Source organism: Paenibacillus sp. M-152 (genome assembly GCF_003856555.1).
Lineage (GTDB): Bacteria > Bacillota > Bacilli > Paenibacillales > Paenibacillaceae > Paenibacillus > Paenibacillus polymyxa_C.
Window position 1 is genome coordinate 1,694,434 of the sequence record NZ_CP034141.1, and the last position, 22,147, is coordinate 1,716,580.

22 protein-coding genes and 1 riboswitch are annotated in these 22,147 nt (G+C 45.8%); of the genes, 20 read left to right on the top strand and 2 right to left on the bottom strand.

All coding sequences use genetic code 11. From position 1 onward, the window contains the following. Positions 1-81 precede the first annotated feature (81 nt). The 4 genes from EGM68_RS07615 to EGM68_RS07630 all read left to right on the top strand — a co-directional run bounded on the left by EGM68_RS07615 (position 82) and on the right by EGM68_RS07630 (position 5,050). Positions 82-2,451: an endonuclease MutS2 gene (locus EGM68_RS07615; RefSeq protein ID WP_014599568.1), complete on the top strand. Its 2,370-nt coding sequence runs from the start codon at positions 82-84 to the stop codon at positions 2,449-2,451. A 52-nt stretch (positions 2,452-2,503) separates the two neighbouring features. After that, on the top strand, positions 2,504-2,917 hold the full coding sequence (locus tag EGM68_RS07620; RefSeq protein ID WP_014599569.1) for a DUF350 domain-containing protein: 414 nt from the start codon (positions 2,504-2,506) through the stop codon (positions 2,915-2,917). 55 nt (positions 2,918-2,972) lie between these two features. Beyond that, entirely contained in the window at positions 2,973-3,680 is a 708-nt protein-coding gene (locus EGM68_RS07625) for a hypothetical protein (RefSeq protein WP_013370100.1), read from the top strand. A 116-nt stretch (positions 3,681-3,796) separates the two neighbouring features. Further along, positions 3,797-5,050: an MFS transporter gene (locus EGM68_RS07630; protein ID WP_013370101.1), complete on the top strand. Its 1,254-nt coding sequence runs from the start codon at positions 3,797-3,799 to the stop codon at positions 5,048-5,050. A gap of 68 nt (positions 5,051-5,118) precedes the next feature. On the opposite strand, the gene EGM68_RS07635 is transcribed toward EGM68_RS07630, so the two are convergent. Further along, on the bottom strand, positions 5,119-6,357 hold the full coding sequence (locus tag EGM68_RS07635) for an NAD(P)/FAD-dependent oxidoreductase (protein ID WP_013370102.1): 1,239 nt from the start codon (positions 6,355-6,357) through the stop codon (positions 5,119-5,121). A gap of 114 nt (positions 6,358-6,471) precedes the next feature. On the opposite strand from EGM68_RS07635, the gene EGM68_RS07640 reads away from it, so the two are divergent. From EGM68_RS07640 to EGM68_RS07695, 12 genes are all read left to right on the top strand, one after another. Next, positions 6,472-6,708: a hypothetical protein gene (locus EGM68_RS07640; protein WP_013370103.1), complete on the top strand. Its 237-nt coding sequence runs from the start codon at positions 6,472-6,474 to the stop codon at positions 6,706-6,708. A gap of 32 nt (positions 6,709-6,740) precedes the next feature. Next, a complete protein-coding gene (locus EGM68_RS07645; RefSeq protein WP_013370104.1) occupies positions 6,741-7,127 on the top strand; it encodes a spore coat protein in 387 nt (128 codons plus the stop codon). A 143-nt stretch (positions 7,128-7,270) separates the two neighbouring features. Next, positions 7,271-7,771: an Lrp/AsnC family transcriptional regulator gene (locus EGM68_RS07650; RefSeq protein ID WP_013370105.1), complete on the top strand. Its 501-nt coding sequence runs from the start codon at positions 7,271-7,273 to the stop codon at positions 7,769-7,771. Between the two features lie 12 nt (positions 7,772-7,783). After that, positions 7,784-8,995 carry an aminotransferase class I/II-fold pyridoxal phosphate-dependent enzyme gene (locus tag EGM68_RS07655; RefSeq protein ID WP_016820529.1) on the top strand — a complete coding sequence of 404 codons (1,212 nt, stop codon included), beginning with the start codon at positions 7,784-7,786 and terminating at the stop codon, positions 8,993-8,995. Between the two features lie 114 nt (positions 8,996-9,109). Next, on the top strand, positions 9,110-9,316 hold the full coding sequence (locus tag EGM68_RS07660; RefSeq protein ID WP_129548946.1) for an aspartyl-phosphate phosphatase Spo0E family protein: 207 nt from the start codon (positions 9,110-9,112) through the stop codon (positions 9,314-9,316). A gap of 100 nt (positions 9,317-9,416) precedes the next feature. Then, positions 9,417-9,986, top strand: a complete 570-nt coding sequence (locus EGM68_RS07665; protein WP_129548947.1) for a type 2 periplasmic-binding domain-containing protein — start codon at positions 9,417-9,419, stop codon at positions 9,984-9,986. An 18-nt stretch (positions 9,987-10,004) separates the two neighbouring features. After that, entirely contained in the window at positions 10,005-10,568 is a 564-nt protein-coding gene (locus EGM68_RS07670; RefSeq protein WP_013370109.1) for a cob(I)yrinic acid a,c-diamide adenosyltransferase, read from the top strand. Positions 10,569-10,589: 21 nt separating this feature from the next. After that, positions 10,590-11,549 (top strand): RluA family pseudouridine synthase, encoded by a 960-nt coding sequence (locus tag EGM68_RS07675; RefSeq protein WP_040101790.1) that lies wholly within the window; start codon positions 10,590-10,592, stop codon positions 11,547-11,549. Positions 11,550-11,593: 44 nt separating this feature from the next. After that, on the top strand, positions 11,594-11,959 hold the full coding sequence (locus EGM68_RS07680; protein WP_040101789.1) for an arsenate reductase family protein: 366 nt from the start codon (positions 11,594-11,596) through the stop codon (positions 11,957-11,959). Between the two features lie 72 nt (positions 11,960-12,031). After that, the gene (locus EGM68_RS07685; RefSeq protein ID WP_013370112.1) at positions 12,032-12,928 is read left to right on the top strand and encodes a 5'-3' exonuclease; all 897 of its coding nucleotides are present in this window, start codon (positions 12,032-12,034) and stop codon (positions 12,926-12,928) included. 219 nt (positions 12,929-13,147) lie between these two features. Further along, positions 13,148-14,026, top strand: a complete 879-nt coding sequence (locus tag EGM68_RS07690) for an ROK family protein (RefSeq protein ID WP_172800007.1) — start codon at positions 13,148-13,150, stop codon at positions 14,024-14,026. Positions 14,027-14,190: 164 nt separating this feature from the next. After that, complete coding sequence (locus EGM68_RS07695; RefSeq protein ID WP_129548948.1) at positions 14,191-15,198, top strand: HRDC domain-containing protein; 1,008 nt, start codon at positions 14,191-14,193, stop codon at positions 15,196-15,198. A 157-nt stretch (positions 15,199-15,355) separates the two neighbouring features. Here the strand turns inward: EGM68_RS07695 and corA are convergent, their stop codons facing one another. Further along, positions 15,356-16,291, bottom strand: a complete 936-nt coding sequence (corA, locus tag EGM68_RS07700) for a magnesium/cobalt transporter CorA (RefSeq protein ID WP_013370115.1) — start codon at positions 16,289-16,291, stop codon at positions 15,356-15,358. A 549-nt stretch (positions 16,292-16,840) separates the two neighbouring features. Beyond that, positions 16,841-16,967, top strand: a riboswitch (SAM riboswitch). A gap of 116 nt (positions 16,968-17,083) precedes the next feature. Here corA and metA point away from each other — a divergent pair. The 4 genes from metA (at position 17,084) to mqnC (ending at position 21,960) form a co-directional block, all read left to right on the top strand. Further along, entirely contained in the window at positions 17,084-18,001 is a 918-nt protein-coding gene (metA, locus tag EGM68_RS07705; RefSeq protein WP_013370117.1) for a homoserine O-acetyltransferase MetA, read from the top strand. Between the two features lie 124 nt (positions 18,002-18,125). Next, positions 18,126-19,310: a PLP-dependent transferase gene (locus tag EGM68_RS07710; RefSeq protein ID WP_129548949.1), complete on the top strand. Its 1,185-nt coding sequence runs from the start codon at positions 18,126-18,128 to the stop codon at positions 19,308-19,310. Next, on the top strand, positions 19,307-20,485 hold the full coding sequence (locus EGM68_RS07715) for an aminotransferase class I/II-fold pyridoxal phosphate-dependent enzyme (protein WP_040101784.1): 1,179 nt from the start codon (positions 19,307-19,309) through the stop codon (positions 20,483-20,485). The genes EGM68_RS07710 and EGM68_RS07715 overlap by 4 nt, the downstream gene beginning before the upstream one ends. 341 nt (positions 20,486-20,826) lie before the next feature. Continuing rightward, a complete protein-coding gene (gene mqnC, locus EGM68_RS07720) occupies positions 20,827-21,960 on the top strand; it encodes a cyclic dehypoxanthinyl futalosine synthase (protein ID WP_013370120.1) in 1,134 nt (377 codons plus the stop codon). Positions 21,961-22,147: the final 187 nt, after the last annotated feature.

A 22,147-nucleotide genomic window follows, 5' to 3' on the forward strand; every position in this document is an offset into this window, starting at 1 on the left:
TATGTGTAAAGCATAGTTGGCAAATAGCGTAAGTTTGCTGCTTTCGGTATAATATAGATATAAGTGAAAGGAGCAGTGAAGTTGGACTCTAAAATTTTCAAAACCCTTGAATATCAAAAAATTCTAAATAAACTAAGTCACTATGCCCAAACGGCAACGGGACAACAGACAGCCCTTCGATTACAGCCCAGCGATGATTTGGAGCATATCAAGAAATTGCTGAAAGGTACGGACGAGGCCTATGCTGCTGATCGACTAAAAGGAGTACCTTCATTTAACGGAGTAGTGGATATCACTCCGGCGGTGAAGCGTGCCCGTATTGGGGGAACGTTAAGTCCGCAGGAGTTGCTTGGTATTCGGACAACGGTTCAAGCTGCACGCCGTATACAGGTATATGTAACAAGTTTGCATGAGGAAAATCCTGTTGAAACTTTGCTGTATTGGAGTGAGCAGCTTTCGGAACAAAGAAGTTTGGAAAACTCCATTAAAGGCTGTATTGACGAAAATGCAGAAGTGCTGGATTCTGCCAGTACAGAGCTTTCACAAATTCGCCGGGAGCTGCGCTCCGGTGAAGTGCGTATTCGTGAGAAGCTGGATTCCATGATTCGCTCCTCAACTGTGTCCAAAATGCTTCAGGATCAGTTGATTACGATTCGTGGAGATCGGTTTGTCATCCCGGTCAAGGCCGAATACCGTTCTTATTTTGGCGGAATTGTGCATGATCAATCCGGGTCTGGCGCAACATTGTTTATCGAGCCTGAATCCATCGTGGCCATGAACAACAAGCTGAGGGAAACCAGGCTGAGAGAAGAGCGTGAAATTGAAGTCATTTTACAAAAGCTGACCGCACTTGTCGCAGAACAAGCGGATATGTTGCTGTATGATGTGGATATTTTGGGCAATCTTGATTTTATTTTTGCGAAAGCGCGTCTCGCTCGTGAAATGAAGGCAACGCTGCCCTTAATGAATGATCGTGGGTACTTGAAGCTGAAAAAGGGTAGACATCCTCTAATTCCGTTGGAACAGGTCGTTCCCATAGATGTGGAACTGGGTAATTCGTACACCTCCATTATCGTTACCGGACCGAACACAGGGGGGAAAACCGTTACCCTCAAAACAATAGGTCTGCTAAGTTTGATGGCGATGTCTGGACTGTTTGTGCCTGTTGAGGATGAAAGCCAGCTATGCGTATTTGATGCAATCTATGCCGATATTGGTGACGAGCAGAGCATTGAGCAGAACTTGAGTACATTTTCCAGTCACATGACCAATATTATTAGCATTTTGAAAAATATGACACCCAAAAGTCTTGTATTGCTTGACGAGGTGGGGGCAGGAACGGATCCGGCAGAAGGTTCGGCTCTGGCTGTGTCTATTTTGGAGCATATACATGCTCTGGGTTGCCGTATGGTGGCGACGACTCACTATAGTGAATTGAAGGCGTATGCCTATGAGCGCAAAGGAATTATTAATGCAAGTATGGAGTTTGATGTCGCTACATTAAGCCCGACTTACCGTCTTCTGGTTGGTGTACCTGGGCGAAGTAACGCTTTTGCCATTGCCGAGCGATTGGGATTACCAGGGCGGATATTAGATTATGCCCGTGGCGAGGTAACGGAAGAAGATCAGCGCGTCGAGCACATGATTGCATCACTGGAGCAGAACCGTTTGACCGCTGAGCAAGAACGGGAAAAAGCAGAGCAGCTGCGTAAGGAAATGGAAGCATTGCGTACCCGTCATCAGACCGAGCTGGATAAGCTGGAGTCACAACGGGACCGTATGTTGGAAAAGGCCGAAGACGAAGCAAGAGTTCTCGTGGATAAGGCTCGTAGTGAAGCAGAAAAAATTATTACTGATTTGCGCAGATTGGCTCAGGAAGAGGGAGCCTCGGTTAAGGAGCACAAGCTGATTGCAGCTCGTAAAGAACTGGATGAAGCTGAACCGAAGCAACGCAAGAAAAGTACAGCCAAACGTTCAATCACTACGCGTACTCGTTCCATCATGGCTGGCGATGAAGTATCCGTTCACAGTCTGAATAAAAAAGGCCATGTGGTTGAACTGACTGGCAGCAAGGAAGCTATCGTTCAACTGGGCATCATGAAAATGAAGGTCAGTCTGGATGATCTGGAGCTGCTGCAACCTGCCCAAACGACGGCTCCAAGGGTCCAAAAGCCAGTGACTGGCGTTAAGCGGACACGGGATGATAATGTGCGAAGTGAACTTGACCTTCGGGGGGCAAACGTGGAGGAAGCGCTGATGGAAGTGGACCGCTTCATGGATGAAGCGTTTTTGGCCAATCTGGGACAGGTATACATTATTCACGGCAAAGGTACGGGGGTCCTGAGAACCGGTATTCAGGAGTACCTGCGCAAGCATAAGCATGTGAAAAGCTACCGTATCGGTAACTACAATGAAGGCGGCACGGGTGTAACGGTTGCTGAATTGGAATAGATATGGGCTGCTGACCGAGAACGCTTGGTAGAACGGGAGGGACGAGGTGAAGATGGCGATTGATGAATTGCTATCACATCCGTTGGGGATGATGTTGGGTTATTTCTCCGTGGCGGTGCTGGAGTTAATTGTATTTTTGTCCTGCTTTGAGCTGGTAACCCGTTATAAATGCTGGGAAGAGATCAAGCGAGGCAATGTTTCGGTAGCCATGGCAACGGGTGGGAAAATGTTCGGTATTTGCAACGTGCTCCGCTTTGCGATGGAGGCAAAATCCAGCGTGTATGATACGATGATCTGGTCATTCGTTGGTTTTTTACTGCTACTTGCGGCATACTTCCTTTTTGAATTTCTGACACCGGTATTTTCTATCGATCAAGAGATTAAAGAGGATAACCGTGCGGTCGGCTTGTTCTCCATGATTATTTCAATATCGTTATCTTATGTGATTGGTGCGAGTGTAACTTGACACATCCTGTATACTAGAGCTTGGTATACGCTTTGGAACGGAAGGATGATAAAGCTTGGAAATGACTATTTGTCCATGGTGTAACATGGAAATTATTTGGGATGAAGAATTAGGGCCTGAAGAAGAGTGTCCTTATTGCCATAATGATCTGAAAGGATACTCAGACATAACAGATGATGAAGAGGAGTCTGAGTCTGTTTCTCCATCTGTTCACAGACATACGGATGGGCATGAAGATGCGACACATGATCATGCGGTTTCTGTAACCCCGGCGCTCCATGCTCATGAAAAAGAAGACCTAAAGGGTTATCGTACATTGAGTATTCAGCTTGGCGATGATGACGAGCAGGATATTTTATACGAGGCAGAGGATGAAGTCGTATCTGAAAAGCCAGCTGATGCACCGTTATTGCAGGATAATGAGCTTCATAAGCTGCCTGTGCTGCATACTTTACAAAAATTCGAAGAAAGCGGTGCGGATCTTATGGCTTATGAACAAGGGGCTGAACAATTACTCGACAGGCAAGATGAGGTTCTTGAATGTTCCCAATGCGGAGAGTACATGCTGCATGCGGGTTCGCAAACCGTAACCAGAGAAGGCTTCGAACCATCGATATCTCCAGTGCTCGGTAAGCCTGTTCTGGATTTGCCGTTCGTCTTGAATGTTTATGTGTGTCCTAGCTGCTTCCATGTTCAGCAGACTTTGTCAGAGAATGACCGACTGCGAATGCTGGAGAAGCTCAGCGGTATTTCCAATATTTAAATAGCGATTCCCCGGATAGGTCCAAGCTCAATACGGGCATGTTAAATCAAAGAAATCTTTGAACAAGCTGACTCGTAATAAGCTGATTGGTGATCTTTCCGTTAGGGGGAACTGCATTGAAATCAAACCTGAACGGACAATCCATTCTGCTATTAAGCTTGAATGGATTGTTTGTGTTTGCAGCAGCATTGTCCGGCACATTTCTTAATGTGTATTTGTGGAAAAGCAGGCAGGATTACGCGATGATCGGATGGTTTAATGTCAGTCAACAAATTGCGCTGGGAATTATGGTCTGGGTAGCTGGAAAGTGGGTCAAGGAACATAACAAAATGAATGCCCTGCGCGTGGGAACCGCATTGTCCGGCCTATTCTATCTAATCGTGTTGTATACGGGACCGCAGGCTGTAAACTACATATGGCCGCTCGGAATGTTGTTGGGTGCAGCGTTAGGTTTATTTTGGCTGGCGTTTAATGTCATTTTTTTCGAAGTCACGGATCAGGCAAGTCGTGATCATTTTAACGGATGGGTGGGCCTGCTGGGCTCATTTTCCGGTATAGTGGGTCCTTGGCTCTCTGGTTGGATTATTGCGCGTATGGAGGATGACGCGGGTTATCGTGTGATATTCAGTATTTCCTTGGCCTTTTATGTCGTAGGAGTGGTGCTAAGTTTCTTTCTTCGCAAGCGTAAACCGACAGGAAATTACAATTGGAAAGAGCCTAAGCAGCGATTGTCACAAAAAGGAAGTATGTGGCGTCCGTTGTCGTTATCGCTTGTTACGCAGGGCATTCGTGAAGGTGTGTTTGCTTTCCTGATTACGCTGCTTGTGTATGTAGTTACTCAACAGGAATGGAAGCTAGCACAGTTTTCACTTATTACATCGGGGGTTTCATTTTTCAGCTTTTGGGCTGTCGGAAAATGGCTCAAGCCACACTATCGCTCGGCTGGTATGTTGTTGGGTGCCGTGCTGTTGGTGATCGCGCTTTTACCGCTATTGTGGCGTATGGAGTATAGCACGCTGCTGATTATGGGGATTGGCACCGCTTTATTCATGCCCTTGTATTTAATTCCTATGATCTCTGCGAGCTTTGATCTAATGGGTACGAGTGAAGGAGACGCTAATCAGAGAGTGGAACTGGTTGTACTGCGCGAACTATGCTTAATGATAGGTCGGTTGACGGGGACACTCATTTTCTTGGGCGTCCTAAGTATCAGCAAGGCTCCTACGGCGATGATCTGGCTGTTGATTGGACTGGCATTGATGCCAGTGATTGGATGGCTCTTTATGCGAAGTGTGCTGAAAATGGAACAAAAAACGAAGCAATGCAAGTCCGATTCCCATGCACGACGCTGGCACAAGCAAACCGAATAATTGGAATTTCCATACAAATGACCTCCAAATCCATTTATATAGGAAAAGGAGGTTTTGTTATATCCCAATTAAATCATCGGTTCCGTTGTTTCGGGCGAGGGTTTGGTAGAACGAGTCAGAGAATAAAGCTCCATTTCAGGTCGGTGTATGCCCGTCAGTTCATCAGCCAATAGCTGTGCTGCCATCATACTCGTGACTGCTCCATTCCCTCCGTAACCCTCCAAAAAGTAGCAATTTGGAAAACGCGGATGTGGACCAATATACGGCAAGCCGTCATGAGAGGAACCAAATACAGCTGCCCAAGCATAGTCGATTTGAAATGGGACACCGGGAAAAAATTCCTTTAGCGATTGTAGCAGCTTTTGCTGTTGATGTAAGAGCCTGATTTCACGCTGGCTGGCGTCCAATATAGGTTCATCCAAACCACCAATAATGATCCGTCCCTCCGGTGTGGAGCGCATATATAGATAAGGACGAGCAGTTTCCCAGATCAGACACTGCTCATGCCATAAGGGAGCATCTTCGATTGGATTGGTGACGATAGCATAAGAGCTCTCTAGAACGGCTCCGCGATCGGCTTTAATCTCTTGTGTTTCATAACCTGTTGCAAAAACAACTTTTTTTGCTCGGATCATTCCACCGCTGGTATGACAAACGACCTCATTATCGTTGAAATCAAAATGCTTGGCTTCCGTATGCTCATATAAGCGAACACCAAGACGGTTGGCAGATTGCAGCAGCCCCTGGGCAAAACAAAATGGATTCACTTCAGCATCTTCATGTGTGTACAACGCCGCTGGTTTTCGAAAAGGAAATCGGGCAGCAACTTGTTGCTCATCCCAGAACTCCACTGGAAATCCAAACCGGGTTAGCTGTTCGTACTCTTCCTGAAGCATCAATACATCCTCCCACGTACTTGCATAGTACAGGCTGCTGCGCCGAATAAAGGTAGGGTCTGTATCCAGTGTGGTGGACAGCTTTTCTAACTGATCCAGAGCATCTTTGCACATGCGGTAAAACAGTACGCCGTTCGTTTCACCAAACGTGTGGATGCAAGAGGTTAAGGTCTTGTCATTGCTATATTGCAGCAGTCCTGTATTGGCCAAAGAGCTTCCGTGTACCAGCTTGCGCTTGTCAATAACCACGGTGTCTACCTGTTGTTCTCCCAATAACCTGGAGCAAATGGATCCGCTCATCCCTCCCCCGATAATCAATACATCACAATTTAAATCCTCTGCCAAAGGCGGAAAATCAAGCGTCTGCTCCAAGGTATTAGGCCAATATGTTTTCCCGATTATCAACTCCATATAAAATAGCACTCCTCATAGGTAATATGTAGTATCTCTTATGCGTACATAGTATTTCGCCAAAGGGACAAGATAACCAGCGTGCAACAAAACATTTAAGGAGGCACAGAGATTATGCAATCTACGAACATGCAACCCTTGTCAGGCAAAGAGCTGGAGTACATCGTGGACTCCATTTCCAATGAAGAACTACTACTCAAACAATGTGCGGCCACAGCGGCGTCTATTCAGCATCCAGCCATCCAACAAGCCTGTTTGCAACTGGCAAGAACTCATGAGCACCACTTGAATCTGCTTTCTAATGCTCTTCAACAGCATCAGCAGCTTGCTCCAATGCAGCCGCAGCAGTAATTTGGACTAACTAATAAAGGAGGTTTGACAGAATGTATTCACAAAACAATATGTCATTTATGCCCGAAGAGGATTTGCTCTATACCATTCTTGCTGATATGAAACGTACAGTGCGCGAGTACACAACAGCGACGACAGAATCCAATTGTCCGTCTGTGCGTCAGATGTTCACCGACCTTACGAATGATACATTGCGTCTGCAAGGTGATTTGTATCATCTAATGAGCCAGAATAATATGTACTCCGCTCCGACTAAAGCGCTGCGCATCGATTTGGACAAACAGATTCAAGAAGCTCGCAAGACCCAACAGGAATGCCAACAGTTCATTCAGCAGAAGTCGTCATCCGCGGGAGTATATGGTCAACCTATGCATCAGCAAGGCCAATCTACTCATCAAAGCAACCCTTATTATATGTAAACGGGATTTTCCGTTTTTGAAGCAATTTCCCATAACAGCCGTCCGTCTGCCGGGTTTACCGGGGCGGACGGTTTTTCTTTGCAGGTTTAAAGTGCGTATTGTATGATGTATAGTAATCTCTTTCGATGGAGGCCTTATGTAGAATGACAGAGCTGAATGAATTGAAACTAAAAGTGCTGGAATTGTTAAAAGAAGATGCAAGAAGAACACCGACTCTATTGGCTACTATGCTGGGGGTAGACGAGCAAGACGTACGCACCTCAATTAAAGAGCTTGAAGACCAACATGTGATCGTCAAATACGCCGCTGTAGTCAATTGGGACAAAGTCGACGACGAAAAGGTTACCGCTTTGATCGAAGTGCAGATTACACCTGAGCGTGGAAGAGGATTTGAAGGGATTGCAGAACGGATTTATTTGTATCCGCAAGTTAAATCTGTTTATCTCATGTCCGGAGCATATGACTTGCTGGTAGAGGTGGAAGGCCGCAATCTCCGTGAGGTCGCTAATTTTGTGTCGGAGAAACTGTCGCCTATTGACTCGGTATTGTCTACCAAGACTAATTTTACGCTTAAAAAATACAAGCAGGACGGAATTATCTTTGAGGACCATCAGGAAGATAATCGTCTGATGATTTCGCCGTAAAGGAAGATCATGATGAATCTCAAAACAGAAGCATTTACCGACAGTAACAAGGCCATGAGTTCTTATTTATCCCCATTGGTACGCGAGATTCCATCATCGGGTATCCGTAAGTTTTTTGACCTGGTGGGTGGTAACAAGGACATTATTACCCTGGGGGTAGGCGAACCGGATTTTACAACCCCTTGGCATATGCGGGAAGCCTGTGTCTATTCATTGGAGCGAGGCTTCACCAGCTATACGTCTAATGCGGGAACGCCAGAACTGCGTGAAGCGATTAGTGAGTATCTGAATGAGCAATTTGACGTCCGCTATGATCCTAAAAATGAGATTATCGTAACAGTTGGAGGTAGCGAGGCGATTGATCTTGCGTTGCGCGCCTTAATTGTACCTGGTGATGAAATTCTCGTGCCTGAGCCGTGCTACATTTCCTATTCTCCAATCACTTCGATTGGCGGCGGGATTCCGGTTGGCATTGAAACGTTTGCCAAGGATGAGTTTAAGCTGACGGCTGAGGCGCTGGAGGCAAAAATTACACCAAAATCCAAGGTGTTGATTTTATGCTATCCGAGCAACCCGACCGGGGCTACGATGACTTATGAAGATTGGCTTCCGATTGCGGAAATCGTGGAAAAGCATGATTTGATCGTCATCTCAGATGAAATCTATGCCGAATTGAATTATGGCGACAAGCATGTCAGCTTTGCTTCGGTACCGGGTATGATGGATCGTACGATTCTCGTCAGTGGTTTCTCCAAAGCCTTCGCTATGACTGGCTGGCGTATTGGATATACTTGCGGGCATCCTGATTTGATTGCTGCTATGCTCAAAATCCATCAGTACACTGTTATGTGTGCGCCTTCTATGGGCCAAGTTGCAGCACTGGAAGGCTTGCGAAATGGTATGGGTGAGAAAGATCGAATGGTAGAAGCCTATAATCAGCGTCGTCGTCTGATGGTTGAGGGATTCCGCGACATTGGTCTGGAATGCCACGAGCCAAGAGGGGCTTTTTACGTTTTCCCGAGTATTCAAAGCACAGGACTCAGTTCGGATGAATTTGCGCAGCGCCTATTGGCAGAGGCCAAAGTTGCAGCTGTACCGGGCAATGTGTTTGGTTTGGGAGGCGAGGGTTACCTTCGGTGCTCATATGCGACTTCTGTCACTCAGCTGACGGAAGCTCTGGATCGGATTGGTCATTTTGTAGAAAAAGTTAAAAAAGAAGGTTAAAATTATTTTTTTATGGGTAATTCATAGAAAATAGTCTTTTATTTCTAAATTTCTATGCTATAATTTGAAATCGGAAGCAGGAAGTTCAATTTTTCAATTACAGGAGGAGTGCTCATGTCATATGTTGGATATAAGTCGCCGAGTTCAATAGGATACGACATTTCCCTGGAAGATGAAATTTTGTTCCTGCGCAATGAGATGATGCGGACGTTTCAGGAAGAGCAGTCCTTCACCTCTGCTCTTGTCATCGAGATCAGCTGCAAGCTTGATTTGAAAATCAATGAATACATGAAGCTGTACGGTATGGAATGCAGAGTGTAACTGTGTGAAGTCACCGTAGCTACGAAGAAGGCCGCAGGGCCTTCTTTTTTTGCGTTCACAACTTATGATATATTAGTGGCATGGAAGAGGGGGCATACATATGAGAGCAGGGCTAAAAAGGCTATCGCCATGGATTATCGGAATCATAGCACTTGTACTATTGGCTGGATGTGGGGGACGGGACAAGGACAGCTTTTCCATATTTATTATGGATAAAGGGGATGCTTCAGTTATTCGTGATGAGCTGGCACAAAAGCTTAAGGATAAGCTGGGCGAACAGGCTCCGACGATCGAGATATCAGTCAGCCCACTGTACAACCAGCAGAAACTGGTCGTAGAATATGCGGCCGGAGAGCATGATTTGTTTCTTTTGCCGGAAGAGGATATGAAGTTGTATGGACAGAATGGCTCGAATCTACCGTTAGATGATGCCTTTGACAAAAAGACGTATGCCCGGGGTGTGTTCGAGGGCGGCGTATTTAAGAAAAAGGAGCAAGGGGAAGAAGGAACGGATGTAATCAAGGAAACCCATTTGTACGGAATTCCGGTGGAGCAGATGAAGATGTTTAAGGACCTAAAATATAACTCAAACACATTATTTGCTACCATACCGCCACGCACAAGCAATAAGGAAGAAGCCATCAAGGTACTGAAAGCACTCACAGAATGATAAAGGGGATGGAATGATATGGGTATTTATACCAGAACAGGCGATGAAGGGCAAACTTCTGTGATCGGCGGCCGAGTGTCCAAAGATGACGACCGTGTGGAGGCGTACGGTACCATTGACGAGCTGAACAGCTTTGTAGGACAAGCAATCAGCTTTGCCGAAGGGGAGAAGTTTGCGGACATTCGGACTCAATTGGAAGAAATACAGCAGGAGCTGTTCGATTGTGGTTCGGATTTGGCGTTTGTTAAAATCAATGAAAGTAAATATAAGGTAAAAGACGAGCTGGCAGAGCGGCTGGAAGGCTGGATTGATGCATGCCAGGAGGAAAATCCAAAGGTGGAGCGCTTTATTATCCCGGGAGGAAGCACATTATCTTCGACGCTTCATGTTTGCCGCACGGTTTGCCGACGCGCGGAACGCCGTGCGGTTACACTAGGTAAGCACACAGATATCAATCCCGCGGTACGTCGGTATTTGAACCGCCTGTCCGATTACTTCTTTGTTGTGGCTCGCACAGCGAATGTGCGTCAGGGTGTGCCCGATGTCGAATATGTGCGCAGCAAAAAGGTGTTCCGCAAATAAGGAGGCAATCGGGAATTTGTGATGAGCTTGTACTATGAACCTATCGTATATATGATCCCTCCTGAGGAGGAGGGCATGTTGTTGAAGACCATTCTCCAAAAACGTATGAACATTTCTCGTAAGCTCATATCCAAACTCAAGCTGACCGAACAGGGGATTATGCTGAACGGGATACGTGTGTATATCAGCGTAAAGGTAAAGTCCGGGGATCGAGTAGAGATTCGCATGGAACGCGAGCGTTCCGACGATATTTTACCCGAACCCATTCCTTTTGAGATTTTGTTTGAGGATGAACATCTGTTAGTAGTGAACAAGGCGGCGGGCATGATTGTCCACCCGACTCATGGTCACTACACAGGGACGCTGGCTAACGGGGTTGTGCATTATTGGCAGACCAAGGGGGAGCTGTTTCGGTTTCGTCCTGTTCATCGTCTTGATCAGGAGACGACGGGCGTGCTAGTTGTAGCTAAAAATCCGTATGTTCACCAGCATATTTCCGAACAGATGATTGCGGGAACGGTGGACAAGCGCTATACAGCTTTGGTGCATGGACGCCCTCAGCAGCAGGAAGGCAGGGTGGACGGACCGATTGACCGCAACCCGGATAATCCGCATTTGCGCATGGTGACCCCGGATGGTTATCCTGCTCTTACGCTATATAAGCTGGAGGAAGTGTGGAGCGGAGGAAGCCGCATCGGTTTAAAATTGGAATCTGGACGTACGCACCAAATTCGGGTGCACATGACATATATCGGATGCCCGTTGATCGGAGATAAAATGTACCGGATTACACCTAATGACGCTGTGCAACGTGAGCGCTATGATCAGCTTGATGCGAGGATGCCTCGACAAGCCCTGCATGCTTCGGAATTGTCCTTGGTACATCCTGTGACCGGGGAGTGGATGACGTTTTACGCTCCTCTGCCGGACGATATGATCAGAATGCAAGAGCTGTTAAGAGCTCAATATCATCCAGAATAAAATATTCAATAATAGATTGAAACTAAATGGAGGTTAATCTAGCGATGAGCCAACTGAAAGTATATCAATATTCTAAATGCAGCACCTGTCGTAATGCAGTGAAATGGCTGCAAAACAAGGGGCATGAGACGGAACTGATTCCTATTTTTGAACAACCGCCCGGCCCGGAGGAACTGGAAGACTTGATTAATAAAAGCGGGCTGGAGTTGAAAAAGTTTTTCAATACAAGTGGTGAAGTATACAAAGAGTTAAAGCTGAAAGATAAGCTTGGAAACATGAGCCGTGAAGAGCAAATTTCACTTTTGTCCTCGAATGGAAGATTAATCAAACGTCCAATTGTAACTGACGGGAGTAAAGTAACGGTAGGATTCAAAGAGGAAACATTTGAGGGGACATGGGGAGCTCAGTAACGCCCAATTTACCACCATGATATGTTATACTGTGGGGGTTAAATAATATGATGAATGGGAGCAATACAATCTGTGACACAACGCAATGAACAATCCGTAATGCTGGTTGACGGCATGGCCCTGCTTTTTCGTGCTTATTATGCAACCGCTGCAAACGGTTATATCCGTCGTACAAAAGCTGGAGTACCAACGAACGCCATATATGGTTTTATTCGATATTTTTGGGATGCAGTCCAAACCTTTAATCCTACACATGTCATTTGCTGCTGGGATATGGGCGGAACGACATTCCGTGGGGAACATTTTGCTGCGTATAAGGGAAACCGAGCCGACGCGCCAGATGATTTGATTCCTCAATTTACTTTGATCCGTGAAGTGACGGACAGCCTCGGCATTCCCAACATTGGGGCGGAAGGCTTTGAAGCGGATGATTGCATCGGTACGCTCGCACGCCATTATTCGCAAAATGAGGACATGGATGTCATGATTCTATCGGGAGATCATGATTTACTTCAATTGGTAGATGAGCGGACACAAGTCATTATTATGAAAAAAGGACATGGCAATTACATGGTATATACCCCGGAGACGCTGTTGTCTGAAAAAGGGCTTAAGCCGCGCCAAGTGGTGGACCTCAAAGGTCTGATGGGTGATGCAAGTGACAATTACCCGGGAGTACGCGGAATTGGTGAAAAAACGGCCCTCAAGCTGGTGCAGGAATACGACTCCATTGAAGGCATTCTGGAAAATCTAGATCAATTGACACCGTCGGTCCGTAAAAAGATCGAGAGTGATTTGGATATGCTGCATCTTTCACGCAAACTTGCTAAAATTCACTGTGATGTGCCTGTTGCATGTGCTTTAGACAGCTGTCTGTTGACACTGGATCACGTGCAAATTGTCGACAAATTTGAGCAACTTGAAATGAAAAGCTTGTGTACGTTGATGGGTGTCGCAACCGGATCATAATGAAGAGCTGTTAGGCTGGGGATGTACATTTCAGATAGACTAAGTTATATAGGGATGCTGACGCTTGGTGCGTGAGTGTCCTTATTTATATGCCATTATGTCAGCGAAGATATATAGCCATGTGAAGGATTTTATACAATTGTGATAAGGGGATTGACCTTAGGCTCGTTTCAGGTGAATATAGTGAAGAGAGATCATGGAGAGGGGATTACAACAGCTATGACAGTATTGGGAGCAATTGAGGCAGGCGGCACCAAATTCGTATGTGGAATCGGAAATGAACGTGGGGAGGTCTTGGAAAGAGCAAGCTTTCCAACAACAACTCCAGCAGAAACCATGGAGAATGTCATCGCATTTTTTGAAGGCAAAGGGATTGAAGCGCTGGGTGTAGGCTCATTCGGACCAATTGATCCTATCGAAGGCAGTGATACATATGGTTATATTACAACAACGCCAAAGCCGCATTGGGGAAATTATAATCTGATTGGCAAACTGAAGGAGCATTTCGATGTACCTATGGGGTTTGACACGGATGTAAATGGAGCAGCACTGGGTGAATCCATTTGGGGTGCGGCTAAAGGATTGGACAACTGTCTGTATATTACAATAGGTACAGGCATCGGAGCGGGTGCTTTGGTTGGCGGAAAGCTGGTACATGGATTGTCCCACCCGGAAATGGGACACATTCTGGTACGTCGCCATCCAGAGGATAACTATGAGGGCACATGTCCATATCATGGAGATTGTCTGGAAGGACTGGCAGCCGGTCCGGCGCTCGAAAAAAGATGGAAGGTTAAAGGACACGAGCTTTCTGTGGATCACCCTGCCTGGGAAATGGAGGCGCATTATCTGGCACAGGCTCTAATGAGCTATATTTTAATCCTCTCACCGCAAAAAATTATTATGGGCGGCGGAGTAATGAAGCAGGATCAGCTGTTCCCGCTCATTCGTACCAAGCTTCAACAACTTTTAAACGGGTATGTACAGCATTCAAGTCTGACTACAGAAATTGAGCAATATATCGTATCTCCAGGATTGGGTGACAATGCTGGATTGTGCGGAGCTCTGGCTTTGGCCAAGGAAAAGCTGAATTCTTAGAATTTATGGTTGACGGTACTCCAAGGTCCGGTTATCATATAGGCAACAGCATAGTACGGATCAAAAAGGGAAGCACCTTTCTTGCGAATACGCGGGATAGGTGCTTTTTTTGCGTTTTTGTATTGTGCGGGTCAGTAATCTAATTATATGAGGGAGGAAGAATCATGGAGATTGTATTTTTAAATCGCTTGTCCAAACGGAATGAACAGGGCTGTGAGGACTTTGCGCAGGTATGGATTGGACAACATGAAGGGGGATGGAGTGCAGGCTGGAGCACACACCATGTCCCAGATGAAAGTATAGACGACCTTTGGTATGAGGGCAGTTTGTGGCAGGAATTACTGCATGTATACCGTCATGAGCTGGCGCTCAAGATGGCTGAGGGATACAGGCCTCTAATTCATGGCGTTTTTCATGAACAAGCAGGATCATCAGGACGTGGACAAACGCTACAAAAGCTGTATTGCTATAGTGATTTGTTTCCGCGTGATGAGGTGTATGAACAATTGACAATGTGGAGACGGCAAAAGGCAGCAACTGAGCGAAAAGCACCTTATTTTATCGCTACGAATCGACTACTTCGACTCATCAGTGTCTTTCTTCCTCATACCGAAGAAGAATTGTTAGAACTGCCTGGTATGGGCCTGGGTAAGGTGTCGCAATATGGGACGGAGCTATTGGCTATTACGAAGCAAAATGATCGGACTACGCCATTTCCGCTGAACTGGGTAACAGAGGCACTTGAAGAAGAAGTTTTTTTGTCATGGCTGTACAAGCAAAAAGAAAACCAGTACAGACAGGAACTAAACAAGTTTAGCCTGACTAGAGCGATTGTCGAAGGCATTTCGGACGGTCTTTTACTGGAGCATATCGGAATGAAGGCAGGCTTGCACCGCCGAGAAATGATTGAAGCTGTGGAACATTTGGATAGGGATGGAATGGATATGGAGAAGCTGATCTGCAAGGAATTGGTACATGTATCTGAGGAGGAGCAAGCAGCCATCTGGTCTGCTTATGCAGAGTTGGGAGATACGCTGCTCAAGCCCATTATGCTAAAAGTGTATGGAGAAGAAAAAGCGACGGAAGCAGGACTGGATCAAATTTATGAGCGATTGCGACTGATTCGTATACGGTTCCGCCATCAGGAGGTACCTGACCAACATGTTGGATAATATAGAGACGATTGGAAGTGTCCTAAAGTACAAATAAGGTGCAACATAAAAAAGCAGCAGCGAGTTCCTCATAGGAATCGGCTGCTGCTTTTGATGACCAAGCTTGAAAAATCGGAATAAGCACCCAGCTTGGTAGTTTTGGTTTACTCTCTTCTTTTCAAACCCAGTCCTTCTTGCGGAAAATACAGAACATACTGACACCTAGTGCCACCATAATCCCAATGACGACAAAATAACCATAACGTGTATGAAGCTCAGGCATATTATCAAAGTTCATCCCATATATTCCGGTAATGACCGTCAACGGCATAAATACGGTTGTAATGGCGGTAAACACACGCATGATTTCATTAGCACGGTTGGCGATACTTGACTGATAAGCTTCTCTAAGGTTCCCCATCAAGTCGCGATAAGTTTCGAAAGTCTCCGAAATTTTCACAGCATTTTCATAAATGTCGCTAAAATATTTTTGTAGTTGATCGTCGATAAGTCGCAAATCCCGTTTGTTCAGGGTATTGATGACTTCCTTTTGCGGGCCAAGCACTTTTTTTAGCCATAGAATCTCACTGCGCAAGCCGATGATTTCGTTCAAGTGCGACTTTTTCGTATGCATTAGAATGTCTTCTTCCAGCTTTTCAATACGAACCTCAATCCGGTCACCAACCAGAAAATAGTTGTCAACGATCAAGTCGACCAACAGATACATAAAACGGTCAGGCTGGCTGACTTCCTGCTCCCACAGCATAGGCTTGAGAGTACGAAGCTCATTGATTTTCTGCTTGGTCACCGTAATGATAAAATGGCGGCCGAGAAAAATGTTCAAAGCACGCAAAAATATTTCTTCATCATCAAAACGAATACTATTTACAACGATAAAATAATGGCTTTCATAAATTTCAATCTTTGGACGCTGTTCTTCTTCACTTAAACAGTCCTCTACTGCAAGATCATGCATAGAAAATAAGGGCTGGAGCACTGTCAGATCCTCGACATCGGCATCAATCCAATAAAAGCCTTCTGCCGGTGCAGTGAGCGCCATTTCAATTTCTTCGACAGGGGTAAAAACCCCGTTGTTAACCAAACGGATTTTCATATATGTCACTCCTTATGCTCCGTCGTAACGGAAATACGTTTACCTTAAGCATAAGGAATGGACTCAGTTAGCCAGTTAGCCGGTTCGGGTAAGCGTGCATATCATCAAAAGCAGAAGGCTTTTGGAGCATGCGGAGCCTGGCGTCCCGTCTTTCGGCAAGCTGAAGTCATTCCTATGCTGTTGTTCAGGGATCGCCGCCTATTCGGACTCGGGTCGCCTTCCATTCCGGATTCACCTCACAAATGGTCTTTTTTAGATTGCCACAGTATCGCAGAAAACACTCTAATCTACACTGCTGCACCATATTTTTGCCTATTAGCACTTGTATAGTATAACGCTCGGCCTACGGCCTTTCAAGCGCAAAATCATGGGCAAAATCAACAGCAGTCATATGAGCTTCTGCGACAGCGAGGATATGATTTAACCTATGGAAAAGGTAGACAAAATGTGAATGCAGGGCACAAATTTATAAGTCCATCTTGACGAAGCCCAGCCGATGCATTAAAGTGAACAACAAGAACTTTGTGAACCCAAAATGAATATAGCGAAATCTTATCAAGAGCAGGTGGAGGGACTAGCCCGATGATACCCGGCAACCGGCGATTTTTATCGCACGGTGCTAATTCTTGCAGGACTCGCGCTTTGTACAAAAAAGCGTAGCCCTGACAGATGAGAGAGGCGCATATGGATACAAATATGACCTTTCTCTAACTGAGAAAGGTCTTTTTATTATATGCTGGCATCTCTACCAGACGATTTTCGCACAACTTACCGATCAAGGAGTGAGTTTACATGCCGATTAAAATCCCAGACACGCTGCCTGCCAAGGAAGTGCTGGAGGGCGAAAATATTTTCGTAATGGATGAAAGCTTGGCTTATCATCAGGATATTCGTCCGTTGCGTATCGCCATTTTGAATTTAATGCCTACCAAGGAAACGACGGAAACCCAACTGTTACGCTTGGTCGGCAATACGCCGTTGCAAGTGGACGTTACGCTGGTGCATATGAAGTCTCATGTATCCAAAAATACATCGCAAGAATATTTGAACATGTTCTATAAAACGTTTGATGAGATCAAGAACAGTCGTTTTGACGGCATGGTCATTACAGGAGCACCGGTTGAACAGCTTGAGTTTGAGGATGTGAACTACTGGGAGGAGATCCGGCAAATCTTTGAATGGACGAAAACGAATGTAACTTCGACCATGCATATCTGTTGGGCCTCACAGGCAGGCTTATACCATCATTTCGATGTCCCTAAATACGGGCTCGACACCAAATGCTTTGGCGTATTTCCACACACCGTGATTAAACCTAAAGTGAAATTGCTACGCGGCTTTGATGAACTGTTTTATGCTCCTCACTCCAGACATACAGAAGTTCGGCGGGAAGATATTGATCATATTGCCGAATTAGAAGTCTTATCCGAATCCGAGGAAGCTGGAGTATACCTGGTAGCCACACTTGACGGTAAACAAATTTTTGTAACAGGGCATTCTGAATATGACCCGCTTTCACTTAAATGGGAATACGACCGCGATGTGGCCAAAGGACTGGATATTGACGTCCCCAAAAATTATTTTCCTAACGATGATCCTGAACGCATACCACCCTCTATCTGGCGAGCTCATGCTAATTTATTGTTTTCAAATTGGCTTAACTATTATGTATACCAAGAAACACCTTATGATATCGGACCTCAGATTTAAAAAGGGGCTTGTCGTTTACCCTTATACAGTAACACCTTGCAGTAGCGCAGCAGTATAGTCTTGGACATCCATTTTTGCAGCATATGTTATAGCACCTACTATGGAAGTGAACAGGAGGATTCATATGAGTGAGAAACAGTGGAAAATCGAAAGCAGATTGGCACAAATTGGTTCAATTGAGGAGCCAGTAACTGGGGCTGTTAATTACCCGATTTACCAATCTACGGCGTTCCGCCATCCCCGTCTGGGCCAAAGCACTGGGTTTGATTACATTCGGACGATTAATCCCACGCGAAAGGTACTGGAAGAGGCTGCTGCTGCACTTGAATCTGGTGATGCAGGCTTTGCTTGCAGCTCAGGTATGGCAGCGCTGCAAACTGTATTTGCATTGTTTGGACAGGGAGACCACCTCATTGTATCGCTGGATCTTTATGGCGGGACCTATCGTTTGCTAGAGCGTATTTTATCCAAATTTGGTGTGACCGCAAGCTATGTGGATACAAACGATCTTGAAGCACTCCAACAGTCATGTCGACCGAATACCAAAGCTGTATTCATAGAAACGCCTACAAACCCGTTAATGATGATAACTGATATTCAAGCGGTGGCTTCATGGGCATCACAACATGAGTTGCTTACTATTGTAGATAATACGCTGCTAACACCATATTTCCAGCGGCCATTGGAACTGGGTGCGGATATTGTGGTACATAGCGCAACCAAATATTTGGGCGGGCACAACGATGTGCTGGCAGGGTTGATTGTAACCAAAGGAAAAGAGCTGTCAGCTGAAATTTCCTTCCTGCACAATTCCATAGGGGCCGTGCTTTCCCCGAGCGACTGTTATCAGTTGATGAAGGGGATGAAGACGTTAGCGCTGCGCATGGATCGACATGAGTATAATGCAACGGTGTTGTCTAATTATTTACTGACGCATCCGGCAGTGGCGGAAGTATTTTACCCGGCGCTTGAAGGTCATCCGGGTCGTGAGATACAAAATAAACAATCCAGCGGAAACACAGGGATTTTCTCCTTTAAAGTAAAGGATGCTCGTTATGTGGAGCCTTTGCTTCGTCATATTAAGCTTATTGCGTTTGCCGAAAGTCTGGGCGGTGTGGAATCGCTAATGACTTATCCTGCTGTGCAGACACATGCGGACATACCGGCAGAAATTCGGGATGCAGTCGGGGTAGATGACAGGTTGCTTCGTTTCTCCGTAGGTATCGAGCATACAGATGACCTGATTGAAGATTTGCGTTCGGCACTGGAAGCGGCACGTCAAGAAGTAGAAGGAGGGGAGCAGCAATGATAGAGGATGCGAGGAAGATCGGAGAGGATCAGGACAAAGGGCGGAAATTCGCAACCAAGCTGCTGCATTTTGGCTCTGAAATTGACAGTGTTACAGGGGCATCGAGTGTCCCGATCTATCAAGCTTCGACCTTTCACCATCATGATATTTTTAATCCTCCACAGCATGATTATAGCCGCTCAGGTAATCCGACACGACAAGCTTTAGAAGATTATATCGCATTATTAGAAGGCGGAGCTTGCGGTTTTGCCTTTGCCTCTGGTATGGCTGCTATCTCCACTACATTTATGCTCTTATCGGCTGGTGATCATGTCATTGTTTCGGAGGACGTATATGGAGGAACATATCGACTGCTGACCTCCATCTTGAAACGGATGAATATCGAAACGACCTTCGTTGATATGACGGATCTCAACCTTGTGAAAGAGGCGTTGCAGGAAAATACAAGGGCTGTGTATATGGAAACCCCCTCTAATCCGACACTCAAAATTACCGATGTGGCAGGAATAACCTCTTGGGCAAGAGATAATGGGCTGTTGACGTTATTGGATAATACTTTTATGACACCTTATTATCAACGTCCGATTGAGCAGGGAGTCGATATTGTATTGCACAGTGCGACCAAGTTTTTAGGTGGACACAGTGATGTACTGGCAGGACTTGCGGTAGCTCGTACTGAATCATTGGGGAGACAAATCAAGCAGCTGCAGAATGGATTGGGTACCGTGCTGGCTCCGCAAGAGTCTTGGTTGCTTATGCGTGGGATGAAGACACTAGAGGCGCGTATGGCTCACAGCGAAAAAAGTGCAGCTAAGCTTGCAAACTGGCTAAACGAGCGCAATGACATTGAAGCGGTATACTATCCGGGTTTGGAGAACCATCCAGGGCGTGCAGTTCATGAGAGTCAATCGAGCGGTTATGGTGCAGTGATATCGTTCGATGTGGGTTCTGGTGAGCGTGCAAAAGAGGTCCTCAGTCGTGTACGTATTCCCATTGTGGCGGTGAGTCTGGGAGCTGTGGAAAGTATCTTGTCGTACCCAGCAATGATGTCACATGCGGCTATGCCGCAAAGTGTCCGGTTGGAGCGCGGGATTACGGACGGTCTACTCCGTTTTTCCGTAGGTCTGGAGGACATTGATGACCTGATCCGTGATCTGGATGAGGCGTTGCGCTAGAGAGTTAGCACAACCGTAGCAGCTTAACGTTATACGAGGGAAACAAATAGGTACAGCCTTAAGCAGCAGGTTTCCGGTATTCAGGAGACTTGCTGTTTTCTATATGAATGACATGAAAGACAGTGTGAAAAAAGGCACTTTTCAGTCTAAGTATGGTTCCTTACCTAAAGATATGTTAGTATTATCATTAGGTTTTACTATGCTAAATAGCACAGACAACATACAAGGCTAGTCATGAACATACATTACGGCAGGGTTCGAACGCAGGTTTGTGAAAGCATTCTCGTTCATAAGTCCTGTCTTTCATTTCGTCGCCCTGTGACAGCGAAGGAGGATACACCATGAGTGTAATCGACCATATTTTAGATAAAGCCCTACGCGGCGAACGCCTGAATTTAGAGGATACCGTTGCTTTGTTCGAATCAGACGAGGTTGAAAAAATAGGTCATGCGGCAAATAAAGTCATGAATCGCATGCATCCCGATCCCATAAAAACCTTTGTCATCGGACGAAATATTAACTATACGAACGTGTGTGACGTATACTGCCGCTTTTGCGCTTTTTACCGTAGACCGGGTTCCGATGAAGGTTATGTTTTGCCGGATGAGGTAATTTTTCAAAAAATTAAGGAAACGCAGGAAGTAGGTGGCACCGAAATCCTAATGCAAGGCGGTGTAAATCCAAATCTGCCGTTCAGCTATTATACCGATTTGCTAAAAGCTATTAAGGAACGTTTTCCCGATATCACGATGCACTCCTTCTCACCAGCTGAAATTCACAAAATGAAGGAAAAATCCGGTCTATCCATGGAGGAAACGATTCGGGCCATTCATGAAGCTGGGTTGGATTCGCTGCCAGGCGGAGGCGGAGAAATTTTGGACGACCGCACACGCCGCAAAATTAGCCGTCTCAAAGGCTCCTGGCGTGATTGGATGGATGTTATGCAAACAGCTCACAAGGTTGGGATGAACACGACAGCTACGATGGTTATCGGCTTTGGCGAGTTGATGGAGGAGCGTGCACTGCATTTGTTGCGTGTCCGTGATGCTCAGGACGAATGCATTGAAAACAAGTATAACTCTGAAGGATTTTTGGCCTTTATTCCATGGACCTTCCAACCAGACAACACCAACCTGAAGAAGGAACGCCAGACGCCAGAGGAGTATTTGAAAACTGTAGCGATCAGTCGTCTTGTTTTGGATAACATCAAGCATATCCAGTCTTCATGGGTAACCATGGGACCGGAAATCGGTAAAAAATCGCTGTACTACGGTTGCGATGATTTTGGCAGCACCATGATTGAGGAGAACGTAGTTTCCGCTGCAGGTGCAACGTATAAGGTCAACATTGAATCCATTTTACAGTTGATCCGTGAGACGGGTCACATTCCGGCACAGCGCAATACCCGTTATGATATTATTCGTACTTTTGACAGTGCCAGCAGTATTGAGCATGACTTTATTATGCAAAATTAAGACCTGTTATTAGGCGCTATAACCAGAACGCTTATCTATCACTAATCCAAATGGAGGGATTGATGTAGAAAAGCGTTCTTTGTCGTCTGTTAGAAACAACAGAATGGCTTAGATGGGCGGTCGGCTAGTCTCCTGCAAAGGACCGCCCTCTCCAAAGGTATACGGCCTATTTCGGTGAACAAATCTT